We start from the raw sequence: 21909 nt of genomic DNA on the forward strand, positions 1-21909 counted from the left end.
TAAAATAGATGTCAATGAAATAAAAAATCCGACACGAACAGAATGCTAAAAAACCAATTGCTTATTACTCTTCGTCGCAATAGACAAAAAACCGGAAAATGCTCGAACATTTCCCGATTTAGTAGTAGTGATTAAAGTAAAAATAACCACATTTTAACACCTCAAAAGTATGAAAAAACTTCTTAATTGTAAAAGAAGGCGATATCCTTTACTCTCCTATGATTTAAAAATGAAATTAAGTACGCTGTTTATATTGGTCACATTTTTTACTTTACAAGCCAATGATAGCTATGCACAACGTGCTAAAATCACTTTGAACCTCAATAATGTTTCTGTTGGTCAACTTCTTGACGAAATTGAAAGCACCACTGAATTTCAATTTGTTTATAAGATCGAAGATGTTGATTTGAAACGCATTGTTTCCATTAGTGTAAAGAACGAAGGAATTTCTAAGATTTTGAATGACATCTTTGAAAATACTAATACAACATTCAATTTAAATAAACGTCGCATTTATTTGGTTGGTAGAAAACCTTCTCCTCCCATAAAAAGCCAAAAAGTAGATAGTACTATTCCTGTTCAACAAAGTTCGGTAAATGGAGTTGTAACTGATTCCGACGGGGTTCCCCTGCCAGGTGCGAATATTATTGAAAAAGGTACTACAAATGGGGTTACCGCAGATTTCGACGGGAATTTTTTTATTTCAGTAAAAGATGAAAATGCCGTTTTAGTAGTTTCCTATATAGGTTTTTCGAATAAAGAGGTGCCTATCAATGGTCAAACGAATATTTCGGTGATGTTGGAGGAAAGTGCTGCCGGCCTTGACGAGGTCGTAGTGGTCGGGTATGGAACGCAAAAGAAGAGAGATGTAATTGGGTCAATGGTTTCGATTAAAGGTGAAGACATAGCAAAGACACCCACAACCAATCTTGCTGATAATTTACAGGGTATGGCTAGCGGTGTGATGGTTAATAGCAGGAGCGGCCACCCAGGAAGCGCCCCAGAGATAAAGATACGTGGTATTAATTCGATTAATTTGAGTTCAGACCCTCTTTGGATTGTAGATGGGATACCCATATTTACTGGATCTTCTGAACTTAATCGTGATGGTGTAAAAGCTGTTTCTCCCATTTCAATGCTCAACCCAAATGATATCACATCGATTGAAGTTTTGAAGGATGCGGCTGCAACTGCCATTTATGGAAGTAGGGCATCAGGCGGAGTAATTTTAGTTACAACAAAATCAGCACAAAGTGGAAAAACTGGCGTAAAAATATCTTATGATATGGGGGTTTCTAGCATTCCATTTTCCCAAGAAGATATTTTTGTAGATTCAAAAACATGGTGGCGACTATCAGATACAGCAGCAGCTAATTCAGGTACGGTAGCACCTGATCCGGCAAGCATTATGGCTATCCAATTTTGGGGTGATCGACCCGACATGTCCAGAGCCGAAGCGGAAGCGACAAATGTAGACCAGCTTAATGCGGTAACCCAAGATGCGCTGTTTACTCAAATTGGATTTTCCGCTAACAAAGGTTTCGAAACTGGTGGGGTGCTATTTTCTTTGAACTACCGTAATGAGGATGGTTTAATCCGCAACAATGATTTCGAAAGGTTAACAAGTCGTATTAATTTTAATTTTAAACCATTAAAATCAGTTGAGATTGGCATCAACTCGAATTTTGTTTATCTAAAAACAAATGGTGTCCGATCAGCTCAAGGAAAGGGCGCAGGTGGTTGGGCAAATTGGAGCCATACTTTGCCTTGGTGGAAGATTTATGATGAAAATTCACAAACCGGTTATTGGGCTGTAAATAGTGGATATAACATGACTGCATTTTCCGATCGTGATTTAACAAGATATGATGTTGATCAATATAGAAGTATAAATAATGCCTACGTGCAATGGTTACCTACTGATGGTTTAAGTATAAGAGGTGAAGTAGGGGTCGATTTAAATGTAAACAATAGTTCTTATTGGCGATCTGGGTTATTGGCGCCATCTCCCCCATATTTTTCACAAGCACAAGAACAGTCGGTAACAAGATCTATTGTGAATTACAATGTGTATGCGAATTACAATAAAGTGTTTAATGAGATTCATAGTTTTGATTTTACGTTAGGTACTGAAGCTTCACGTAATTGGTCATACACGAGAACGTTTGCAGGAGATGGGTTGCAGACAGAATACCCTGAATTAAGAAACCCTTTGCAATTGAATTCTATGGCAGGATACCAAGGTGGAGATACCTACATAAAAGGATTTTTTGGAAGAGCCAATTATAAACTATTTGATCGCTATATGCTGAATGCTAGTGTGCGCCGTGATGGCCATTCCGCATTTAATGAAGAAAACCGCTGGGCTAATTTTTATGCCGTTGGACTAGGCTGGATTCTTTCCGACGAAAATTTTATGAAAGATTCGTCTACTATCAGTTTGTTAAAACTTAGGGGTAGTTACGGAATTACTGGAAATACCGCAGTTTCCAATTCGATGACTTATATGTCATGGGGTCTTAATACCTCTAGTATTTGGGGCGTTGACTATGCTGCTGGGTCTTCAACAGTTGGCCCTCTTGGGAGTGCGGATCTAAAATGGGAAACAACGACGAACATGGATTTTGGGCTTGATTTTGGCTTATTCTCTAATAGAATTAATGGTTCTGTCGCATTTTATACTCAAAAGGTAGAGGATTTAATATTGAGAGGAAATGTGCAACCTTCAGTAGGTTTTAATAATAATCAAATCTATGAGAATGCCGGTGATATGAAAAATTGGGGTTTTGAGTTTAACATTTCATCATCTAACATTCAAACTGACAATTTTACATGGAAAACAGACTTCAATTTCAGCACTAATCATAATAAAATTATCATATTAAATGAAACCGAAAAAGGCAAAGGAAAAGAAGATGCCCAGGTGATTCGAAAAGAAGGGGAAGCTTTGAATACATGGTATCTCGCAAATTATGTCGAGGTAGATCCAGAAAGGGGCATTCCAATGATTGAAGAGAGGGATAGTGATATATGGGATAACGAGTTTAGAACAGTTGCAACGGGTTCAATTATTCCTGCAACAAGTACGAATGTTGCTGATAACAGAATGGTTCAGAGCGGAAAATCCCCCCTACCTACTTTTTATGGAGGATTAAGTAATACGTTCGCATATAAGAATTTTGATTTGAATATGTCATTTAGCTTCGAAGGGGGCAATTGGTTGTGGAATTCGCTATATGCGGAAAACCATAATGTTATGAGTGAAGTCAATACGATAAATGATGTTGTTGGGAAATTTTGGGAAAAACCGGGTGACATCGCTGAATATCCACTATTGTTGGGTGGAAGTGATGGGTGGTATTATGATAGTGATGGAAATCCTTCTGAAGCTAGAATTGGTTACAACACGAGACAAACAAGCAAATGGCTTGAAAGAGGAGATTATATCAAGTTAAGAAATTTGCAATTGGGCTACACTTTACCAAAATCTGCGGGAATGGATGTTTTATCTCCCGTTCGGTTTTATATCGGCGTTACTAACCTTTTCACCATTACAGGTTATAAAGGCCTAAATCCAGAGTCTCTTAACGACTTGCCTATACCCCGTACCTACACTTTCGGAATTTCCATTAATCTATAGACTTTTAGTATTATGAAAAATATAATTTACAAAATATTGGTAACACTAATTGTACTGTTATCAATTGCCGCATGTAATAAAGATAACGAAGGTTTTTTTGATATAAAAAGACCCCAAGAAACGCAATGGACGACAACGGCAACTTATGACCAAGGACTAAACAGATGTTATTTTCTTATGCAGTGGACCTTTGCCGCTGGAGGAAGGGGATACTCCCAATTTCAAGACTTTTTAACGTCTGGTTCGGCCATGCCGCTACCTGCGGCTACTCCGGGATTAGGTGGGGAATTATTATTATATCGAAAATTTGAGCCTAACAGCAACCAAGATAATATCTGGAGAGATAGTTATAATATTATAACGATGAGTAATTTAGGTATTGATTTACATGAAAACAGCGAGGATGGCAATCCGTTTAATTTGGACATCAAAGGGGATGATTACGAACATAATTATGTACGACAAGTAGCAGAGTACCATTTCACAAGGGCATATTCTTATTTTGCTTTAATAAAAATGTTTGCACCAAAATACAAGCATAGCGGGGACAATAGTACATTAGCAATACCTTTAAAAACTACAGCAGCCTATTCAAAAGAAGATGTTCTAAATGAGAAATTAGGAACTGTAGAGGAAGTATACCAACAAATTATTGCCGATCTGAAATACGCAAAGGAAAATTTACCTGATAAGTTGACCTTAAATTCGTGGAATAATGTGCCGGGTTACGAAGCAGGTCGGGCCAATAAATGGGTGGCGGCTGCAATGTTGGGTAAAGTATATTTTCTAATGGGAAAGTACCAAGAAGCAAAAGCTGAATTTGATGATGTAATCGCTTATGCCCAAACTACTGGAAATTATTCTCTTGATGAAGACCCAAAGGAAGCTTTTAATAAAGAGAAAGCTCAGGATTTTCCCAAAGAATCGATTTGGGAATTTAATGGTGGATTTTTACAGGGACAAAATGAGAGGCACAATATGTATATGTACGCCGGCATGGTATTTAGCCTACGTTTTCGTGATTCAAATGGTGACGAGTTATATAGTTCACCTGAAAATGGGGTTGGTACTGTAATAAGTGCTTGGTGTGGAGCAGTATTGGGATATTCCATGATTAATGAAATAGGATGGATGCAAGATCCTGTGAATGGGGATTATACCATCACGCCAGAAGCTGAAGCGGATCTTCGTTATCAACAAGTCTATCATTTGATGCAACCGTACCAAGAAGGAATAGCTAAAGGTGATCCAGAATATATTACTACCGAGTCGGTTTCGGGCCATTCGCAGGTTACCACTCCAAATATATACATTGATAAATATTTTCGAGGTGCACAACCCTACGGTAAATTATCAAAATTCCCATACGTCAGATTGGCTGATATTTATTTGATCCGTTCATGGTTAAGGTGGAATGGGAATGAATTTCAAGGTGCAGCTGACGACCTTAATAAAGTTTGGAATCGTTCAAATCCATCAAATCCTAATATATATACACCCGGCAATGTTGATCACGAGGCAATTTACAAGGAATATTTAAAGGAAATGACTGGTGAAGGATGGACCGTTGATTTCATGATGGGGACTCAGATGAATATTCCTCAAGGAGATATTGACAGCAATACCGAGGTCAGTCCTCCATATACAGGGTGGTATTGGCCAATACCAAGTACCGAGACAGATTTGAACCCGAACTACAAATAGATTTAGATGTAGATGAGTTGATTTGAGAAAAAGGATGTGGATCCGTATTCGGCTTCCCATTCTCTTTCTTGCGTCATATAATTTTCAGAAATGAGAACTGAAAAAGGATTTGCCGCTTTGAAATGGGCTCCATTCCGGGTTATTTACCCGGACATTGGGATGGTTGTTAGCTGTTTACCGCTTGACTTTATGTAGTTGGTATCCGTATTTTAAATGCAATTAATGCCAAGTAAACAAATTCATTTGCTGGTGTGGTTCATTTATAGATAACCTTTTATTTCATCTAGGATTATTTCTGTGCTGTCATATAAATTTTGAATTCCGAATATTACTTTTTGATGAATGGAAATATTTGAATCGAATGTTTTTGAGTTAGTTGAGTTGGTTGAGGGAAGCACGGGAAACCGTGCTTTCTTTCAACTTTCAAGGATAGGGGAACAAACGATTTTAAACAAGACCTTGCAATTCGGAAAAGTTAGTGATGGATACGTAATTCAAGGTTGACCGTAATATTTATTGAGCGGACATACCTGTTCGTACCCTTAGAACAATTAAAAATAATTCCATGAAAATACCACTAGTACTCATTTTTTTGCTGATTTCTATTTTATGTTTTTCACAAGATTTTTCAAATTATGATAAACGAAAACAATTTATCATTGAAGGACTAAAAAACGTAACGCTTACGGAGCGCGGAAAGCACGGCCTTCCCAAGGCCATTGCTCGGCTCGAATCCGATCCGCACGACGGGGCTGCATTGACCTATATTACCAATGATCTTGAGAATCGCCACCAAAGCATGTTCGACTTTCCGGGGATTGCGTTGGCCTTATGCCGCTATTGGGACAGCTTCAATGCAAAGCAATTGGAAAAAATAAAGGGCGACCTCGAAAATTTGGCCAAGCCCGATAAGCAAAATGGCGAAGGTTTTTTGGGTCACGGTACCGAGAACCATGCTACTATGATGTGGTCTAGTGCCTATCTTTTCGGTCAGTTATTTCCAGATGCCAAATGGGCCAATGGGATGACCAGTGATGAACTGATGGCGGATATGAAAGAGCGTTTGCGCAAGACCTTTAAAAACGTTTATGCCCACGGCTATACCGAATACCTTTCGACTACCTATGAAGTGGTAATGAACTTCCCCGTCGAAATACTATTGGAATATGCCAAGGATCCGGAAATGAAGGCAATTGCAGAGGCTTTTATGCTCTACAAATGGTCCTTGTTGTCATTGAACAACTTTGAGGGGAACATCCTTGCCCCCTATGGACGGATGAACACTCAGCAGGATCATCTTTCAGATGATAGTTATATCTCGGCCACCACCTATTACAATTGGTTGATGTGGGGCTGGGGTCCGGCCACTTCAAACATGAAGATGCACCAATTTGACGACTATTCTGAAGCGAGCTATACCATTTTTTCGGCATTGTCGGGAGTGGTCCCTCCGAGTGTTTTCTTCCAGTTGGCCGGTAACGATCCCGCCCCGTTCGAGCTAAAAACTTCGGCATCTACATTTGGACATTATGGTTCAGCGGCTCCCCATCAGATGATGCGCAAGGTGTACCGCAACAAGACCTATGCCATCGGGACGGGGAATTTTCGCTGGGTACCCGGCGGAGATTATGCCGACCATGATGCCAATGGGTTCAACATCACTTACCATAGCCCCGACCGGTTCAATTATATCAATTGCTTTCATCCCTACTGGTACAGCGACGGTGATGAAAAAGACCGTACCCCGGATACTTGGTACAAAGGGAACATTTCACCTTTTCAACAGACCGCCCATTCTAAAAATACGGTAATCACTCTTTTCAACATTCCGGAAAAGGATCCGTGGGTGAATACGCCTAGTGAATCGAAATGGGCCTGGCGCGATGGGCATGCCGACAATCTGATCAAAAGGGGGATGTTGCGCTATCCGAAATCGGTAGATGAGAAAGTGGAGGAGAATGGCTGGATCTTTCTTAGGGAAGGCGACACCTATATAGGCATAAAACCCTTGAAAAGCTACTATGAACAGACCGATTTGAAAGGTACGGGATTAGACGGTTTCAACATCGTAAAGAGCGATTACGCCCAGACCGGCTTTGTCTTTGAACTCGGCAGCAAAGCAGAATCGGGAAGCTTTGAGAAATTCCGGCGAACCTTGAAGAAGAACCGGCTTTCCATCGATTGGAAAAACATGAGCGTCACTTATACCGATAGCCAGAAGGAGAAGCTGCAGATCCAATATAAGGATGGCCTCCCCATTGCTACCGAAAATGAAATGCCCGAGCATTTAGTGAAAAAGGGAATCAACGGGATGGCCGAATCGGTTCCTACCGTAAAAATCGAAAACAAGAAGGAGAAAGGGTACCGTCAATGGCCGATGATTGAAAGCCCTTTTATAAATATGAATAGCAGTGTCTTGCGAATTCATGACGGAACAACTGATATTGAGGTTGACTGGCAAGCTGATTATCCAGTAATCAAAAAATAAGCGAACTATGTTGAATGATATGAAAATTGGTTTATCTTTTATATTACTATTTATTATAGTAGTATTTGGGGTGAATGGTCAAAAATCGACATCTGATTTGAATCAATTTCCCAAAGAAAAAACACCAGAGGTGATTGGTCTGCGAATTGCCGAAAAATTCTTGAATACCTCCCATTCCCAGTACGGGAATACCCGACCGCCCAAACCGCCCACGCAGATAACCTATCCCGATGTCTGTACATGGCTTGGGGGACTGTGGTTTGCGGAGGCAACCAAGGATGAAGAACTCTTTAATCGTTTTGAATCGCGTTTCCTACCGCTATTGCGAGGGGAAACGAACATGCTTCCCAAGGCCAACCATGTTGATAACAATGTTTTCGGAGCCGTCCCTCTCGAACTGTTCCTGAAAAACGGAGAGCAAAAATATCTCGATTTAGGAATAAAATACGCCGACAGCCAATGGAAGGTGCCGAATGATGCCACGTCCGAACAAAAGCAGTGGGCCGCTAAGTCCTATTCTTGGCAGACCCGAATCTGGATCGATGACATGTTCATGATTACCGCAATACAGGCACAGGCCTATAGGGCCACCAAGAATCGTGAATACGTTGACAGGGCGGCAAAGGAAATGGTATTGTACCTCGATGAGATACAGTTGGACAACGGACTCTTTTATCATTCGCCCGAAGCACATTACAGTTGGGGCAGGGGAAATGGATGGATGGCAGTAGGTATGGCAGAAATTCTTCGAATACTGCCCAAAGATAATCCCGACCGGACACGAATCATGGCAGGTTATCAAAAAATGATGTCGGCCTTACTCAAATATCAGGAGAATGATGGTATGTGGCGACAAATTATAGATGATGAAGAAGCTTGGAAAGAGACTTCGGCAACGGCCATGTTCACCTATGCGATGATTACCGGTGTAAAAGAAGGCTGGCTGAAGAAGAAAGCGTATGGAGCAGCTGCACGTAAAAGCTGGTTGACCTTAGTGGACTACATCAATGTCGATGATGAGTTGACCGAGGTATGTGCCGGAACGAACATTATGAACAGTCGTGATCATTATATGAACCGTCCGCGTATTGTGGGTGACCTGCACGGTCAGGCCCCTTTGCTCTGGTGTGCTACAGCGCTATTAAGGTGAGTTCAATTGAAAATTATTAAAAAAGTATAGTATGAAAAAAAAGATTTTTCTTATTGTTTTGCTTTTAGGTATGGTATCCTCTGGTTTCTCACAGAAAAAAACCATTACCTATAAATTGATTGAAAACCTTTCCTATACCGATGTCTACGAGGGTAAAAAGGACGATTATATGAAGGAGCGTTGCAAACTGGATATCTATTATCCCAAAAACCAAAAAGATTTTGCAACGGTGGTTTGGTTCCATGGCGGCGGTTTGACAGGAGGGGAAAAATCCATTCCCAATGATTTGAAAAATAAAGGCAATGCAGTAGTTGCTGTCAATTATCGGTTGCATCCCAAAGTAAAATGCCCGGTCTATATAGAGGATGCTGCTGCTTCGGTGGCCTGGGTTTTTAGAAATATTGCAAAGTTTGGGGGCGACCCTGCTAAAATATTCGTTTCAGGGCATTCGGCAGGAGGCTATTTGGCTAGTATGGTGGGCCTTGACAAAAGTTATTTGGCCAAGTTCGGTGTCGATGCCAATTCAATTGCTGGACTGATTCCTTTTAGTGGACATACCATTACCCATATGACCGTGCGGAAAGAAAATGGAGTAGGCAACAAGCAACCGGTGGTCGATAAATTCGCACCATTGTTCCATGTGCGTGCCGATACTCCGCCATTGGTACTAATAACGGGCGACCGAGAGATTGAGATGTTGGGCCGCTATGAAGAAAATGCCTATATGTACCGGATGATGAAAGTTGCGGGGCATAAAGAGACAAGCCTCTATGAGATGCCCGGTTTCGACCACGGAACGATGGCGTGGCCGGCCAGTCATATCTTGCAAAAACATATCGAGAAAATTTTAAAATCAAAACAGGACTGATAAGGGGGAAAGAGCATGCGAATCCTGTAAAATTAAAAGAGAGACATTCAATTTTATTCCAATCTTTAAGAAGTGTATGAAAACAATAATCAACCTAATTGCGACCTTTTTTATAATGGCACCGTGTTTTTCTCAATTAAGCAGTATCCCACCCAAAACCCAACTGCCTGATGACAAAAACTGGAAATTGGTGTGGAGTGATGAATTTAACGGTAAAGTGCTGGATACCACCAAGTGGGGATTTCGGCAACATATTATGCAAACCCGTCATGAGACATGGACGGATGACGCTTATGAAATTGATGGAGAGGGCAATCTGCTGTTGAAGGCCTATGAAAAGAACGGGGAGTATTATACCTCGCAACTACAAACGGGAAGTAATTTTATGGATCGTCCTGGAGACCCGTATGGAAAATCAAAATTGACGTGGCCAATAGCCAATCTGGAAACTTCCAAGTTTTTGCATAAGTACGGATACTATGAAATACGATGCAAATTGCCTACTCAGGAAGGATGGTGGGTGGCTTTCTGGTTGCAATCTCCGACCATTGGTGCTTCTCTGGATCCTCTGGCTTCCGGGGTGGAAATTGATATCATGGAGAACTTTAAAAGAGACGGCACAATTAGGCAAAATATCCATTGGAATGGCTATGGTAAAAATCATGAGCATGAGGGGTCCGGTGATATTAAATTGGGGTTAAATGACAATGCTTTTCATACCTATGGAGTCGATTGGAGCCCAACAGGCTATGTGTTTTATATCGACGGAAAGGAAACATGGCGGGTGGCTGGTCCTGTTTCCCATCAAGAGCAGTTTATTCTAGTATCCGCAGAATGCAATGGATATAGGAACGGAGCTGCTTCCTCAATTCTTAAAGAGGCCAAACTGCCTGATTATTTTGTAGTTGATTATATACGTGTCTATGATGAAATTAATTATTGAAATAATACAAATTTCAGTTCGGATATTATTAAGCATTAATGATGTGGTTTTTTGTTCAGTGGTTATTGTGAATTCGGCAAACAGCTAGTTTCAGTGATTTGTCATTAACAAATATGAAAGCATATAAATTATTTCTGTTTTTTGTTACTTTCGGGGAGATGACCATTCGATTAAAACGGATGCCTAGGGAAGGTGATACTGGCCGTATCAAAATAAATAGAACTAAAAATTATATCAAATGAATTTACAGCGATTTTCCATTCTGATAGTGGCAATGCTACTAAGTATTAACCTTTCAGGGAAGGACCTGTACGTTTCCGTAAATGGAAATGATACAGCACCGGGCACCAAGGACCAACCCTTGGCAAGTTTATATGGCGCACGTGACCTGATTCGACAATTAAGGGAATCGGACAATTTGAAAGAGGAAATCCGGGTAATAATTTCTGGGGGAACTTACTATATGAACGAACCTTTAGAGTTGACAGGAATTGATTCGGGGAATAACGATTTCCCCGTTGTCTTTATTGCTGCCAATGGAGAAGAACCGGTTTTTATGGGGGGAATTCAAATTAAGAACTGGGAGAAGGTAACGGATAAATTATGGAAGGCCAAGGTGCCTGAAGTAAGTCGTTATGGATTGTATTTTGAACAGTTGTATGTGAACGGGAACCGTGCGGTTCGGGCTAAATCACCCAATGAAGGGTTTTATTATTTGAAAGAAGTTCAAGAAACGGTCATGGATCAAGGAAAGGGGCGTACTTCTGCCATGGCAGTGCAAAATTTAAAGCTATTTCCGCCGGCAACTACAGATTTTTCCACTTTCTCGACAAGTGATTTTAACGATGCCTTGGTCACTTTTTATCATAAATGGGATAATACACGGAAGCGGGTATCTTCCTTTAATGCCGACAGTTCGGCCGTTTTTACTGTGGGTAAGGGAATGAAGCCTTGGAATAAATTGGATAGTACTACACGATTTACGATTGAGAACTATAAAGCTGCGTTGGACACCTTCGGGGAATGGTATCTACAGCGAAATGGGGATTTGTTTTATATGCCTAGGCCTGGGGAAAATATGGCCGACGTAAAAGTGTATGCGCCCGTAATCGATCAATTTTTGGTTATAAAAGGATCTGAGGAAAAAGTAGTACGGAATCTTCGGTTTGAAAATCTTCGCTTCGAGGTTGCGGGGTATCGTACTCCATTATGGGGAAACGAACCCGCTCAAGCGGCCGCCCCAGTAGAAGCGGTAATAATGCTGGATTATGCCCAAGAAATCGAATTTAAAAATTGCAGGATCAGCCATACGGGAACTAATGCTATTTGGTTTAGGAAGGCCTGTGCAGATTGCTCTGTTACGCGCTGTTACCTAGATGATTTGGGAGCCGGAGGCATAAAAATAGGAGATCTTCGGATTCCTGACAACGAAGACGATTTAACCCGTAATATCACCATCGACAATAATATTATACGATCTGGAGGGTATGTTTTTCCATGTGCCGTGGGCGTCGCTATTTTTCAGGCCAGCGATTCCAAAATAACCCACAATGAAATTGCCAATTTCCGGTATTCAGGAATTTCCGTCGGATGGGTTTGGGGATATTCCGAAAGTCCGACCAAACGAAATACCATTGAATACAATCACATTCATCATTTGGGACGGGGCGATCTGAGCGATATGGGAGGTGTCTATTGTCTGGGGGAATCCGAGGGAACATCGGTGAGCAATAATGTCATCCATCATGTGTATTCATATGATTACGGCGGTTGGGGCCTATACACCGATGAAGGGTCGACCGGGGTTACGATGGAAAACAACCTGGTTTATGCGTGTAAAAACTCGGCTTTTCATCAGCATTACGGAAAAGAGAACACTATCAGAAATAATATTTTTGCGGCGAATATAAGAGCTCAGTTGCAAGCTACCCGTGTTGAGGAACACCTTTCATTTAGTTTTACCAACAATATTGTATGGTTCAATAGCGGAACCTTATTAAGCAGCCGGTGGAACGAATTCAACCTTCACACTGATAAGAATTGCTATTGGGATACAAGAACCAAAGATATACGCTTTGGTAAATTGGCGTTCGAAGAATGGCAGGCAAGCGGTAAAGATCGGGAATCGATAATAGCCGATCCTGGTTTTGTAGACCCACAAAACTTTGATTTCAGAATTCAAAACAAAGCCGTTATGCGAAAGATCGGATTTAAGCCTTTTGATTTCTCAAAAGCGGGTGTTTATGGATCAGATGATTGGAAGGAATTAGCAAAATTCGATCCGGAATTGGCCGATCAATTTGATGAGACGGTTAAAATAATAGAACAGCGTACCAATTGGCATAAATAAATAGCACCAATGATCAAATCACTTAGAATGACACGTGCATCTACTTTTCTCTTCCTTTTCCTTAGTGTTGCCTGCAGCGTAAATAAAGGAAAACAAGTTGTAAAAATTGATGTAGATAGGTTGCAACAATCAGACATACTGTGGGATTTGGAGACGTTGAGCAAACCACCGAATTTTTCATGGGTCGATTCCACTTCTGCGGTACGTTCGCTGGTATATGAAAGTGTCTCTTTCGAAGGGAAGCCAACGGAGGTATTCGCCTATTATTCCAATCCTGATTTGCTGCAAGGCAAGGACACTGGAAATTCTTTTCCTGCTGTTGTTTTAGTACATGGGGGAGGAGGGAAAGCATTTAAGGTATGGGTAGAGAAATGGGCGGCCGATGGGTATGCGGCTATCGCCATGGATCTGGGGGGAAATGATGCTGATGGAAAACCCTTGTTACTGTCAGGCCCCGACCAATCTCACGAAAGCAAGTTCACAGTAATTGAAAAAGGGAATTTAAAAAATGTGTGGAGTTATCATGCCGTGGCACGGGTAATTTTGGCGCATTCCTTTTTATTGGATAGGCCAGAAGTTGATGCCCAAAAAACCTGTTTGACGGGAATTAGCTGGGGCGGGTATTTGACATGTATTGTGGCGGGTCTCGATAATCGGTTTAAAGCGGCCGCACCTGTTTATGGCTGTGGGTTTTACAATGAATCCGACGCCTTTGGTAAACCTTTGTCTGAACTTACTCCTTTTTATGAAGCGCAATGGATGAAATATTTTGACCCATCGGTTTACCTTCCATTGGCAGAACCCTCTCTTTTATTCATTAATGGGAATAAAGACTATTTCTACAATATAGTACCCTATTATAAGACCTTTAATTTGCCTGCAAAGAGCGAGAAAAATATTTCGCTCAAACCGGACATGAAACATGGGCACTTGGAAGGTTGGCAGCCTATCGAAATACGTTATTTCTTTGAATCGGTAGTGAATGGTGGAGTATCATTGCCTAAAATAGAGGAGATCAAACCGAATCACCCATCACTTCGTTCCAAGTTTCATTCGTTTGCCGGATTGCGATCCGTGCGGCTCTATTATTCCTCAGATACCCTATCGACCAACGCAGAACGAAAATGGTTAGATGTAGCCGCTAAAATAGACCAGGAGAAAATGGAGATAGAAGGTACACCACCTGACGGGGATTTTAAATATGCTTTTTTCTATACTACCGATAACCGAGAGCTATCCGTATCGAGCCCAATCTATATAAAACATTGATGGTTTGGTAGTCGGCATAAAAGGGTGAAAGAGATGCTTTTCGAGAGAAATAAATATTAAATACTATGATAACCATCAAAAAAAATCTTCGTACACTCTTTGCCTTTTGGGTACTTGTGTTGACTATGACGACTGCTGCATTGGGTAATGATTTTTCCCTTTTTGACAACCCTTGGACCGTTTTTGCCAATGTCGATGCCGATATAACTATTGAATCAATTTCAGATGTAATTCCAACGACTTTTTCCGGAGTAAACGCTTTTGCCAAAAACTATTACTTTACCAATAACCTTCTGGATTTTACAAGCCTAGGTCTTACTCCTCAAAATCAATCACCTGCCATTATTTGTACCTATGTTTACTCAAATAAAAATAAAAAAGTAACCATTGGTGCCGGAGCAGATTCGAGGATGCAGGTAAGTGTAAATGGTAAGACGGCTTATACAACAATGAAATCGGGGAACGGAAGTCCATTAATATATTATACCGATCATATCTTTGATATTGATTTGAAAAAGGGCAGAAATATTATCGTAATAAAAGTATTAGGTAGTAATAATGGCTGGAAATTATGTCTTGGTAATCCAGATGATGTGCGTACTGCACGTAAATTGGAACAGGAAAACCCATTCGGTTTTCTTCGATCAGTGCTGGCGTTTTATCAAAGGGATATCTCAGAAAAGCCAGTGCCAGATCCACTCTTATTGCCAGGTGGAACTCGAATTATTACAAAAGAACAATGGGAAGGTGAACAACGAGAGCGGATCCTTTCAATTTACAAAGAGCATATTTACGGTAATTTTCCAACCAAATTTGATGACATTTCCTTTAAGGTTACGAGTTCCGATTCTGCGGCGGTCAACAGTACTGCCATAAAAAAAGTAATAGAAGTTACCATATCGAATAATGGAAAATCAGCTTCTTTTCCTTTAACGCTGTATATTCCTCACGGGGCTACAAAGTTTCCAGTTTTTCTATACATAGACCGTAAAGATATTAGTAAGGGAGCAGTAGATGTTGAAAATCCTTCTTTCCCGATAAAATATGGGATACAACAGGGATTCGCAATGGCTTCTTTTTGGAGAACAGGTCTGGCGCCTGACAGTAAAGAAGAATATAACCAGAAAATGATGACCCTTTTTCCCGAACTAATCGATGCCCCTAATGGTGCTAAAACTATCGGAATGTGGGCCTTTGGGGTGATGCGCAGTGTTGATTATCTGGTTGGTGATTCTAGAATTGATTCAGACCGCATCGCGGTTATAGGAATGTCACGAGGAGGCAAAACCGCCATATGGGCAGGTGTCAACGATAAGCGGATTTCATTGGTTTGTGATAATGCTTCTGGAGAAATGGGTAGTGCCATAAGCAGACGTTTGGTCGGCGAGAATATCGCTGATATGAAAGAACGTTTTTCGCATTGGTTTTGTGACAATTTTGCCACTGTAAGCAATACAATGGATGAACTCGATGTAGATCAGAACATGTTTCTGTCACTCATTGCCCCACGGTCCCTGGCTGTTGGCAGTCGTTCTTTTGATATCTGGGCAGATCCAGAAGGACAATATCTTGGTTTGATGGGTACCTTGCCGGTATACCAATTATATGGTATACCAACTATTGATCCGAAGACGTCGGTAAAACTAGGAAAACCAATTATGAGCCAAGCCATTTCATTTCATATTAACCAAGGTACCCACAGCCTTGCTCTTAAAGATTGGCAAACCTTTTTTGATCATTCCAATTATCTGGCGAAGAACCAGTAGGGGACAATTTTTTTAAAAGTAAATAGGTGAACTTATTATGGGCCTCTGACGTCGAATTAGAATAGAACGACCCCATTTTAATGGTAATACGCACATATTTCTTAGCCGGTATGGTATTTAAAACAAACTGATGCAAACCGGAAATAGAAAAATAGATTTTTGATATCAAAACCAAATTATAATGAAACACTCAATCTTACAAAAAATATTTTTTTTAACGACCCTATTGCTCTGTCTTTCAATTTCAGCCCAAGAGAGACAGCTTGCAAAAGTCGATGTATTTAAAATGAAGGAATTTCATCTCAGGGATGGGCTTCCGAATGTGTTTCACAAGATTGCCACACAACGTCAGGTTCGAATAGGTTATCTAGGTGGCAGTATTACCGAAGCAAGAGAAGGTTGGCGCGACCTTTCTTTTAGTTGGTTCCGTCTTAACTTTCCAAAAACGGCTTTTTATCAGAACAACGCAGCCATTGGCGGTACGGGCTCAGACCTTGGGGTTTTTCGTTTAGAGGATGATGTTTTTGACGAAAAGCCCGATCTCCTTTTTGTCGAATTTGCAGTAAATGATGGGCATACTCCCACATCGCTTCGTACTATGGAGGGCATCGTTAGAAAAACATGGGCGGCATTTCCCAATACTGATATTTGTTTTATATATACTACTGCCGAAGTGTATTGCAGGGCAATGGTTGACGAGGGTAAGACTGTTTATGCCGTAGACGAACACGAGAAAGTGGCTGCCCATTATGGTATTCCTTCCATTAACGTAGGGCTACAGGTTGCCCGTATGTACGCGCAGGGAGAATTACTGTTGTCGGCTGACCCATCGAAAAATGAGCGCACCATTGTTTTTACCAAAGACCGTACCCATCCTTTGCCCGAATCTGGTCATCCGTTATATGGTAGCTTGGTTGCAAAATACTTGGATAAAATGAGCAAAACTGCACATGACAAAAAACATGTGCTTTCTGCTCCATATACGATTGAAAACTGGCAGGCAGCTAAGATGATCGATATTTCGCAAACAGAACAAACTGGAACTTGGAAAAAGTTGGAGGATGGCCATGACTTGCTCCGGAAATTTATATCATATATGCCTTCCATTTATCAAGCTAAACCAAGATCATCCATGCGTTTTAAGTTCAAGGGGACTGTCCTTGGGTTTTACGACTGTGTTGGTCCAGGAACAGGTAGTCTTGAAATTACTGTGGATGGTAAGAAACAGGAAAAATTGCGATTTGATCAATGGAGTAACAATTATCGCAAAAGCAGTTTTTTCGTAGAGGGACTAAAAGACGGTGTTCACGAGGTTGAGGTTCGCGTTTTAGAAAAAAAACTGGACAAGGCGGACATTCTAAGTAAGAAGAAAATCACCATAGACGACCCGGTCAAATATAAAGGGCTTGATTGGTATGCTGCCAACATAATGATCGTTGGTGAATTATTAAAATAGTTTGGTGAAATCATAAAAATAATTGACATGTTCCTTTCAAAATGCAAAAGTTTAGTTTTAACTATTTTCATAGTTATCACTGGCAACTTGTTTGCGCAAAACACAAACCAACAATTAGTTTTCAGTTCGGGAAAGACCGTTATTGCACTGGAAGATAACCTGCACCATCCGGTTTATTGGTGGCCCAATACGCTACTAAATTATCCTATCGTTTTTAATGAAGATATTCAGATTGAAGAACTTGTTCTGATTGATGAACTAACTGGTAAACAACAACCTTTTCAGTTGACTGAACTGCAAAAGATACCTAATGGCATTACAAAGGCCATACTCCATTTTAAATCAGATCTTCCCTCTGGTAAGAAAAAAATTTTCGCCCTGAAAAAAGGAATTCCTGAAAGATTCCCCCACGTGGTGGTAGAAAAAAGTGGCAAGGAAATTAGGTTACGGTCGGACAAACTTACAGTGTGGATACCATCTTCCCAGACCGGGTCATCAGACTATAATCCAGGGCCGGTGCTTGGCATCGCTCAAGATGTGAACAAACGTATGGGACAATCGCATTTCAATTCAGGAGAAAAAAAATTGGCGGCGATTACCTCCGAAGTAACCAGCCAAGGTCCTTTGTTTGCCGATATAAGTGTAAACTATCGATTTACAGATGGGGCTATCTACCATGCAGAAATACGGTGTATAAAAGGGTATGATTTCATTGAAATCAAAGAGGAGATGAGTGGGTTTTTGAATGAAGAAAAGTGTAGTTGGAAAATTGATTGGAGCGGTTTTTCGCCAACCCATCGGCAGGCGCCCAATCATCCTCACTTTGGGACCAGGCCCTTTAAAACGGCCACAGATGAACCCGGGTTTGGGCGTTTTTCTTGGGAAAAAATTGACCAATCCATGCTCGCAGGTCATCTAGGGGTTATTTATTCCAAAGATTCGACTAAAATACCTTACGAAATAAGTACTTACGGCAATTATCCTGCAGAGAAGAATGTTACCTCTTCTGTTTTTTGGGATGAAAAGTCGAAACAGTCTATCGGTATTTTTATGAATAATGCTTTAGGGTGGAACGATTTGGAATATCCGATTTGGCATATTACCGGAAAGCTGAATATCAGTTTTTACAATAGCGACGAACATTTTTCGTGGAATTATCCGGTAATAAATGGCAAACGTTCAACGGCATTAAGTTGTTACAACCATCAGAAGGATATTGATTATATGAATAATCTGGAGAAAAAATTTCAGCCACAACAGCATCCTTCAGGATTCACGTATCGCGTTCAGATGTCGCAATTATCGCATAACAGTTTTTTGCAGAATATGTATGGCGCTATTTCCTTAGATAAGATAAAGGATTGGAATCTTACGTATCCAGATTCACTTCCGCTCGCCCCTGTTATTTTCAAAAGCGGAAAAATCAAGTCGATTAAAGAACTTGAACAAGGTTTTCTGTATAGTGGATTTGTTTTAGAACTACCGATTAGTGGAACTTGCCAAAATAGCGGTTATGGCCCTACCAATAATCGAGAGTTTTATGGAGCATGGGTGGATGCTTTCAACCGCTTACTTCCAAAGATGTCTGCTAAAGACCGTCAGCGGTTTGCGGCGATGTTCTTGTTTCATTGCTATGTGGCAGCGGATGAAGGGTATATGCCCATGCGCAATATGTTGAGCGGCCATCCAAATTTCTTGGCCGATGTAAAATCCACCCCCGCAATGGCATCTTTCCTTTTTCCAAAACATCCTCAAGCAAAAATATGGGAGGAAATGTTTGCAAAATATATAGAATTGAACACACATTATCACACACGGCCAAATGTCAAAAGTTGGGGAGCGACGGGGGGTCGTTGGACCGAAAATCTCGGAACCTACGTTTGGGCCTTTTTGAAACCTTCGCTTCGTGCCAACTATCTGCTTCAAAATAAATTCGATGGAGCCAATCATCTCGCCAATGCCAATACGGCCGTTTTGGGATCTTGGCTTTTAAATAGTTTGTCGAGCCCTTATGATGGGGAATCCCTTGATTTTTATAAAGAGGATAATGGTAGACTGTCAAACCACCACTGGGGTATAGTTACCAAAGAAAAGGCACCAAGGAGAATACATCCTCCACAAGGGGCCCATGCCGCGCGTAGAATGCCTTCAGCTTCATTATGGCTTTTAGGCCGTGACCTACAATACTATGACCCCTTGTTGAGTGAAAATATTAAATATGTTGCCAATCCAAATGATATGCAGGCTGAAGTTCTTGATAGTAGTAAAGATCCCTTTGGGCTTATGTATACAGAAAAGGAACACAATCCGGGAACTCCTCCTGATTTTAAAAGTGAGAAATTTACGGGCTATGGTATAATTCTTCGTGCGGCCCACGGCACAAAAAATGAGCTTTCCATTCATTTACAACAAATTGACAGCGGTCCAAATTATCGTTGGGGAGTTGCAGCCGATGGCGGATGTGGTAATATTTATTTCTATGCTGCAGGCAAATCGTACAGTCATAACGGAAAGGAAGATAGCGGAGATCGCCGCATACAAGATACCGACCTGATTACCAATTTTGGGGTTTTTAAAGAGGGTAAGTTTAAATCAATTGGAATGAGCGTACTTGATAGCCCAATGTATGATTTGGGCATTGGTCAGTTTGCTGAAATTCGGTCGTCGGAAGGTAACCCTTATTCTTGGCCTGAATATCAAGGGCGAAGTATCATGCTACTCGGTGACGATTATTTTATTCTTTATGATGATGTTCACGACAATAACATTCCTGGGCGATTGAGTTGGTTTACTCATCCTGACGAAGAACTTCCGGAGATAGAAATCATTAAAGCTGGCGGAAGAGGGTCGTATAGCAACAATGGAAAAGTCAATAAGACCGAACTTTTCGGCAAAGAATCAGAAGGTGTTTGGTATGACGGTACGGGCGACTTTTTGACATTCGTTTCCCATAAAAAAGGATTCAAGGTCGAACCTACCTTTTACGGTGGAATTATTACTCGAAGGGAAGGAAGTAAAGATTATATTTTCAGAAACGATTTACCCGTTAAAATTGATGAAGCCGGAATGGTATTCTCTGGTACAGCAGGTTTTATTCGCGATAAAGAGCCAGGGGTTCAAGAATGGGCATTGTTTCATGGAACCGAAATCGGGAACGACAAATTTAGTGTAAGCACTACCAATCAGGATGCCGGGATAAGTCTAGTGTTTTCCAATGAGCAGAATATCAGTGGTAATTATTCTAGTCTGAAGAATTCTGAGGTTACATTCAAGTGGCATCATCGGTCAAGACCTAAAAATATCAGATTTTATTTGGATGGAGTCAAACACCCGGTGAAGGTTGGAGATAATGAAATGACGGTCATTATTCCTGCAGGGATACATATTTGGAACCTTACGCTTGGCATGCCTGATTTATCGCGTCCTGAAATTAACTATACCAATAATGAAAAAGGAAAAGTCTCGTTCGATGTTCGGCCGGTTGCTGGGGCCACCAGCTACCGTTTTGAGTATAGTACGGATGTGGGAGAAAATTGGACAACATTTAATCGGAAGTCCAAACCTCAAATTGTAATTGAACCTTTAGGTAATGAAGCTAAAGGATATGTCCGCATTATTGCTTTGAATAAAGAACGGGAAAGTCAACCATCGGTAATTTATCCAGTATATTTTACAATTGAAAAACCACATTATCCTGATGGATTAAAATTAGACATTCAAGACGAAAACATTAATCTCACGTGGGGAAAAGTGCTGGGTTGCAACGAATATAAACTGTACCGTCGAAAAAAGGGTTCTAAGAAGTTTCAACTGATTTATGTTGGGAATAAAAACCAATTCACTGATGTTCACTTGTCTGGTAATTCTATATTCGAATATGCAATTACCGCCGTCAACGGAAATGGTGAAAGCGAAATGTCCAATGTTGTAAATAATGACCCCTCAAGTTGGTTGAATTTCAATCCTATGCCCAATGAGCCTTTCCGCAGAAGCGTAAATCTCTATGACGGAAGCAGGGACAATTCAGGAAGCCCAGTCGATTTGTATTATCCTGAGTAGAATTCGAAACGGTAGGTGAATTATAATAAAAAGAGTTTACGCCAGGTCTAGTGGAAACAACGGCCATTCGACCTATAATATGAGTGTTCTATGGGGTAGCGCATGCAGACTTTCTAGGAAGGGGGATTATTACTTAATAGTGAATAGTCCTAAAGACCAAGATTAAATGAATTTACAGCGATTTTTCATTCTCATATAAGCAGTTCTCATAATCTT

The 21909-nt window shown here is 40.8% G+C and carries 12 protein-coding genes; all 12 read left to right on the plus strand.

The window, feature by feature from the left end:
* The first annotated feature begins 169 nt into the window (after positions 1-169).
* Positions 170-3640 carry a TonB-dependent receptor gene (locus tag BLS33_RS16985; protein WP_089892266.1) on the plus strand — a complete coding sequence of 1157 codons (3471 nt, stop codon included), beginning with the start codon at positions 170-172 and terminating at the stop codon, positions 3638-3640.
* A 12-nt stretch (positions 3641-3652) separates the two neighbouring features.
* The gene (locus BLS33_RS16990) at positions 3653-5344 is read left to right on the plus strand and encodes a RagB/SusD family nutrient uptake outer membrane protein (RefSeq protein WP_089892268.1); all 1692 of its coding nucleotides are present in this window, start codon (positions 3653-3655) and stop codon (positions 5342-5344) included.
* Between the two features lie 342 nt (positions 5345-5686).
* Entirely contained in the window at positions 5687-5848 is a 162-nt protein-coding gene (locus BLS33_RS24890; RefSeq protein ID WP_176801418.1) for a hypothetical protein, read from the plus strand.
* A 61-nt stretch (positions 5849-5909) separates the two neighbouring features.
* Positions 5910-7832 carry a hypothetical protein gene (locus tag BLS33_RS16995; RefSeq protein WP_089892271.1) on the plus strand — a complete coding sequence of 641 codons (1923 nt, stop codon included), beginning with the start codon at positions 5910-5912 and terminating at the stop codon, positions 7830-7832.
* A 19-nt stretch (positions 7833-7851) separates the two neighbouring features.
* On the plus strand, positions 7852-8982 hold the full coding sequence (locus tag BLS33_RS17000; protein ID WP_089892350.1) for a glycoside hydrolase family 88/105 protein: 1131 nt from the start codon (positions 7852-7854) through the stop codon (positions 8980-8982).
* Between the two features lie 31 nt (positions 8983-9013).
* Positions 9014-9850, plus strand: coding sequence for an alpha/beta hydrolase (locus tag BLS33_RS17005; RefSeq protein ID WP_089892274.1), 837 nt, complete (start codon positions 9014-9016; stop codon positions 9848-9850).
* A 76-nt stretch (positions 9851-9926) separates the two neighbouring features.
* The gene (locus tag BLS33_RS17010) at positions 9927-10793 is read left to right on the plus strand and encodes a glycoside hydrolase family 16 protein (RefSeq protein ID WP_089892277.1); all 867 of its coding nucleotides are present in this window, start codon (positions 9927-9929) and stop codon (positions 10791-10793) included.
* Positions 10794-11031: 238 nt separating this feature from the next.
* Positions 11032-13143 carry a right-handed parallel beta-helix repeat-containing protein gene (locus BLS33_RS17015; RefSeq protein WP_089892280.1) on the plus strand — a complete coding sequence of 704 codons (2112 nt, stop codon included), beginning with the start codon at positions 11032-11034 and terminating at the stop codon, positions 13141-13143.
* Positions 13144-13170: 27 nt separating this feature from the next.
* Positions 13171-14412: an alpha/beta hydrolase family protein gene (locus BLS33_RS17020; protein WP_176801419.1), complete on the plus strand. Its 1242-nt coding sequence runs from the start codon at positions 13171-13173 to the stop codon at positions 14410-14412.
* A gap of 65 nt (positions 14413-14477) precedes the next feature.
* On the plus strand, positions 14478-16178 hold the full coding sequence (locus tag BLS33_RS17025) for an alpha/beta hydrolase family protein (protein ID WP_089892286.1): 1701 nt from the start codon (positions 14478-14480) through the stop codon (positions 16176-16178).
* Between the two features lie 181 nt (positions 16179-16359).
* Positions 16360-17634 carry an SGNH/GDSL hydrolase family protein gene (locus BLS33_RS17030; protein WP_089892289.1) on the plus strand — a complete coding sequence of 425 codons (1275 nt, stop codon included), beginning with the start codon at positions 16360-16362 and terminating at the stop codon, positions 17632-17634.
* A 27-nt stretch (positions 17635-17661) separates the two neighbouring features.
* Positions 17662-21693, plus strand: coding sequence for a fibronectin type III domain-containing protein (locus BLS33_RS17035; protein WP_089892293.1), 4032 nt, complete (start codon positions 17662-17664; stop codon positions 21691-21693).
* Positions 21694-21909: the final 216 nt, after the last annotated feature.

The sequence above is a fragment of the Kriegella aquimaris genome (assembly GCF_900103215.1).
GTDB lineage: Bacteria > Bacteroidota > Bacteroidia > Flavobacteriales > Flavobacteriaceae > Kriegella > Kriegella aquimaris.

Bases quoted from the DNA above. Each gene is read 5' to 3' on its own strand.
- BLS33_RS16985 (WP_089892266.1), top strand. From the start codon at position 170: ATGAAAAAACTTCTTAATTGTAAAAGAAGGCGATATCCTTTACTCTCC.
- BLS33_RS16990 (WP_089892268.1), top strand. From the start codon at position 3,653: ATGAAAAATATAATTTACAAAATATTGGTAACACTAATTGTACTGTTA.
- BLS33_RS24890 (WP_176801418.1), top strand. From the start codon at position 5,687: ATGGAAATATTTGAATCGAATGTTTTTGAGTTAGTTGAGTTGGTTGAG.
- BLS33_RS16995 (WP_089892271.1), top strand. From the start codon at position 5,910: ATGAAAATACCACTAGTACTCATTTTTTTGCTGATTTCTATTTTATGT.
- BLS33_RS17000 (WP_089892350.1), top strand. From the start codon at position 7,852: ATGAAAATTGGTTTATCTTTTATATTACTATTTATTATAGTAGTATTT.
- BLS33_RS17005 (WP_089892274.1), top strand. From the start codon at position 9,014: ATGAAAAAAAAGATTTTTCTTATTGTTTTGCTTTTAGGTATGGTATCC.
- BLS33_RS17010 (WP_089892277.1), top strand. From the start codon at position 9,927: ATGAAAACAATAATCAACCTAATTGCGACCTTTTTTATAATGGCACCG.
- BLS33_RS17015 (WP_089892280.1), top strand. From the start codon at position 11,032: ATGAATTTACAGCGATTTTCCATTCTGATAGTGGCAATGCTACTAAGT.
- BLS33_RS17020 (WP_176801419.1), top strand. From the start codon at position 13,171: ATGACACGTGCATCTACTTTTCTCTTCCTTTTCCTTAGTGTTGCCTGC.
- BLS33_RS17025 (WP_089892286.1), top strand. From the start codon at position 14,478: ATGATAACCATCAAAAAAAATCTTCGTACACTCTTTGCCTTTTGGGTA.
- BLS33_RS17030 (WP_089892289.1), top strand. From the start codon at position 16,360: ATGAAACACTCAATCTTACAAAAAATATTTTTTTTAACGACCCTATTG.
- BLS33_RS17035 (WP_089892293.1), top strand. From the start codon at position 17,662: ATGTTCCTTTCAAAATGCAAAAGTTTAGTTTTAACTATTTTCATAGTT.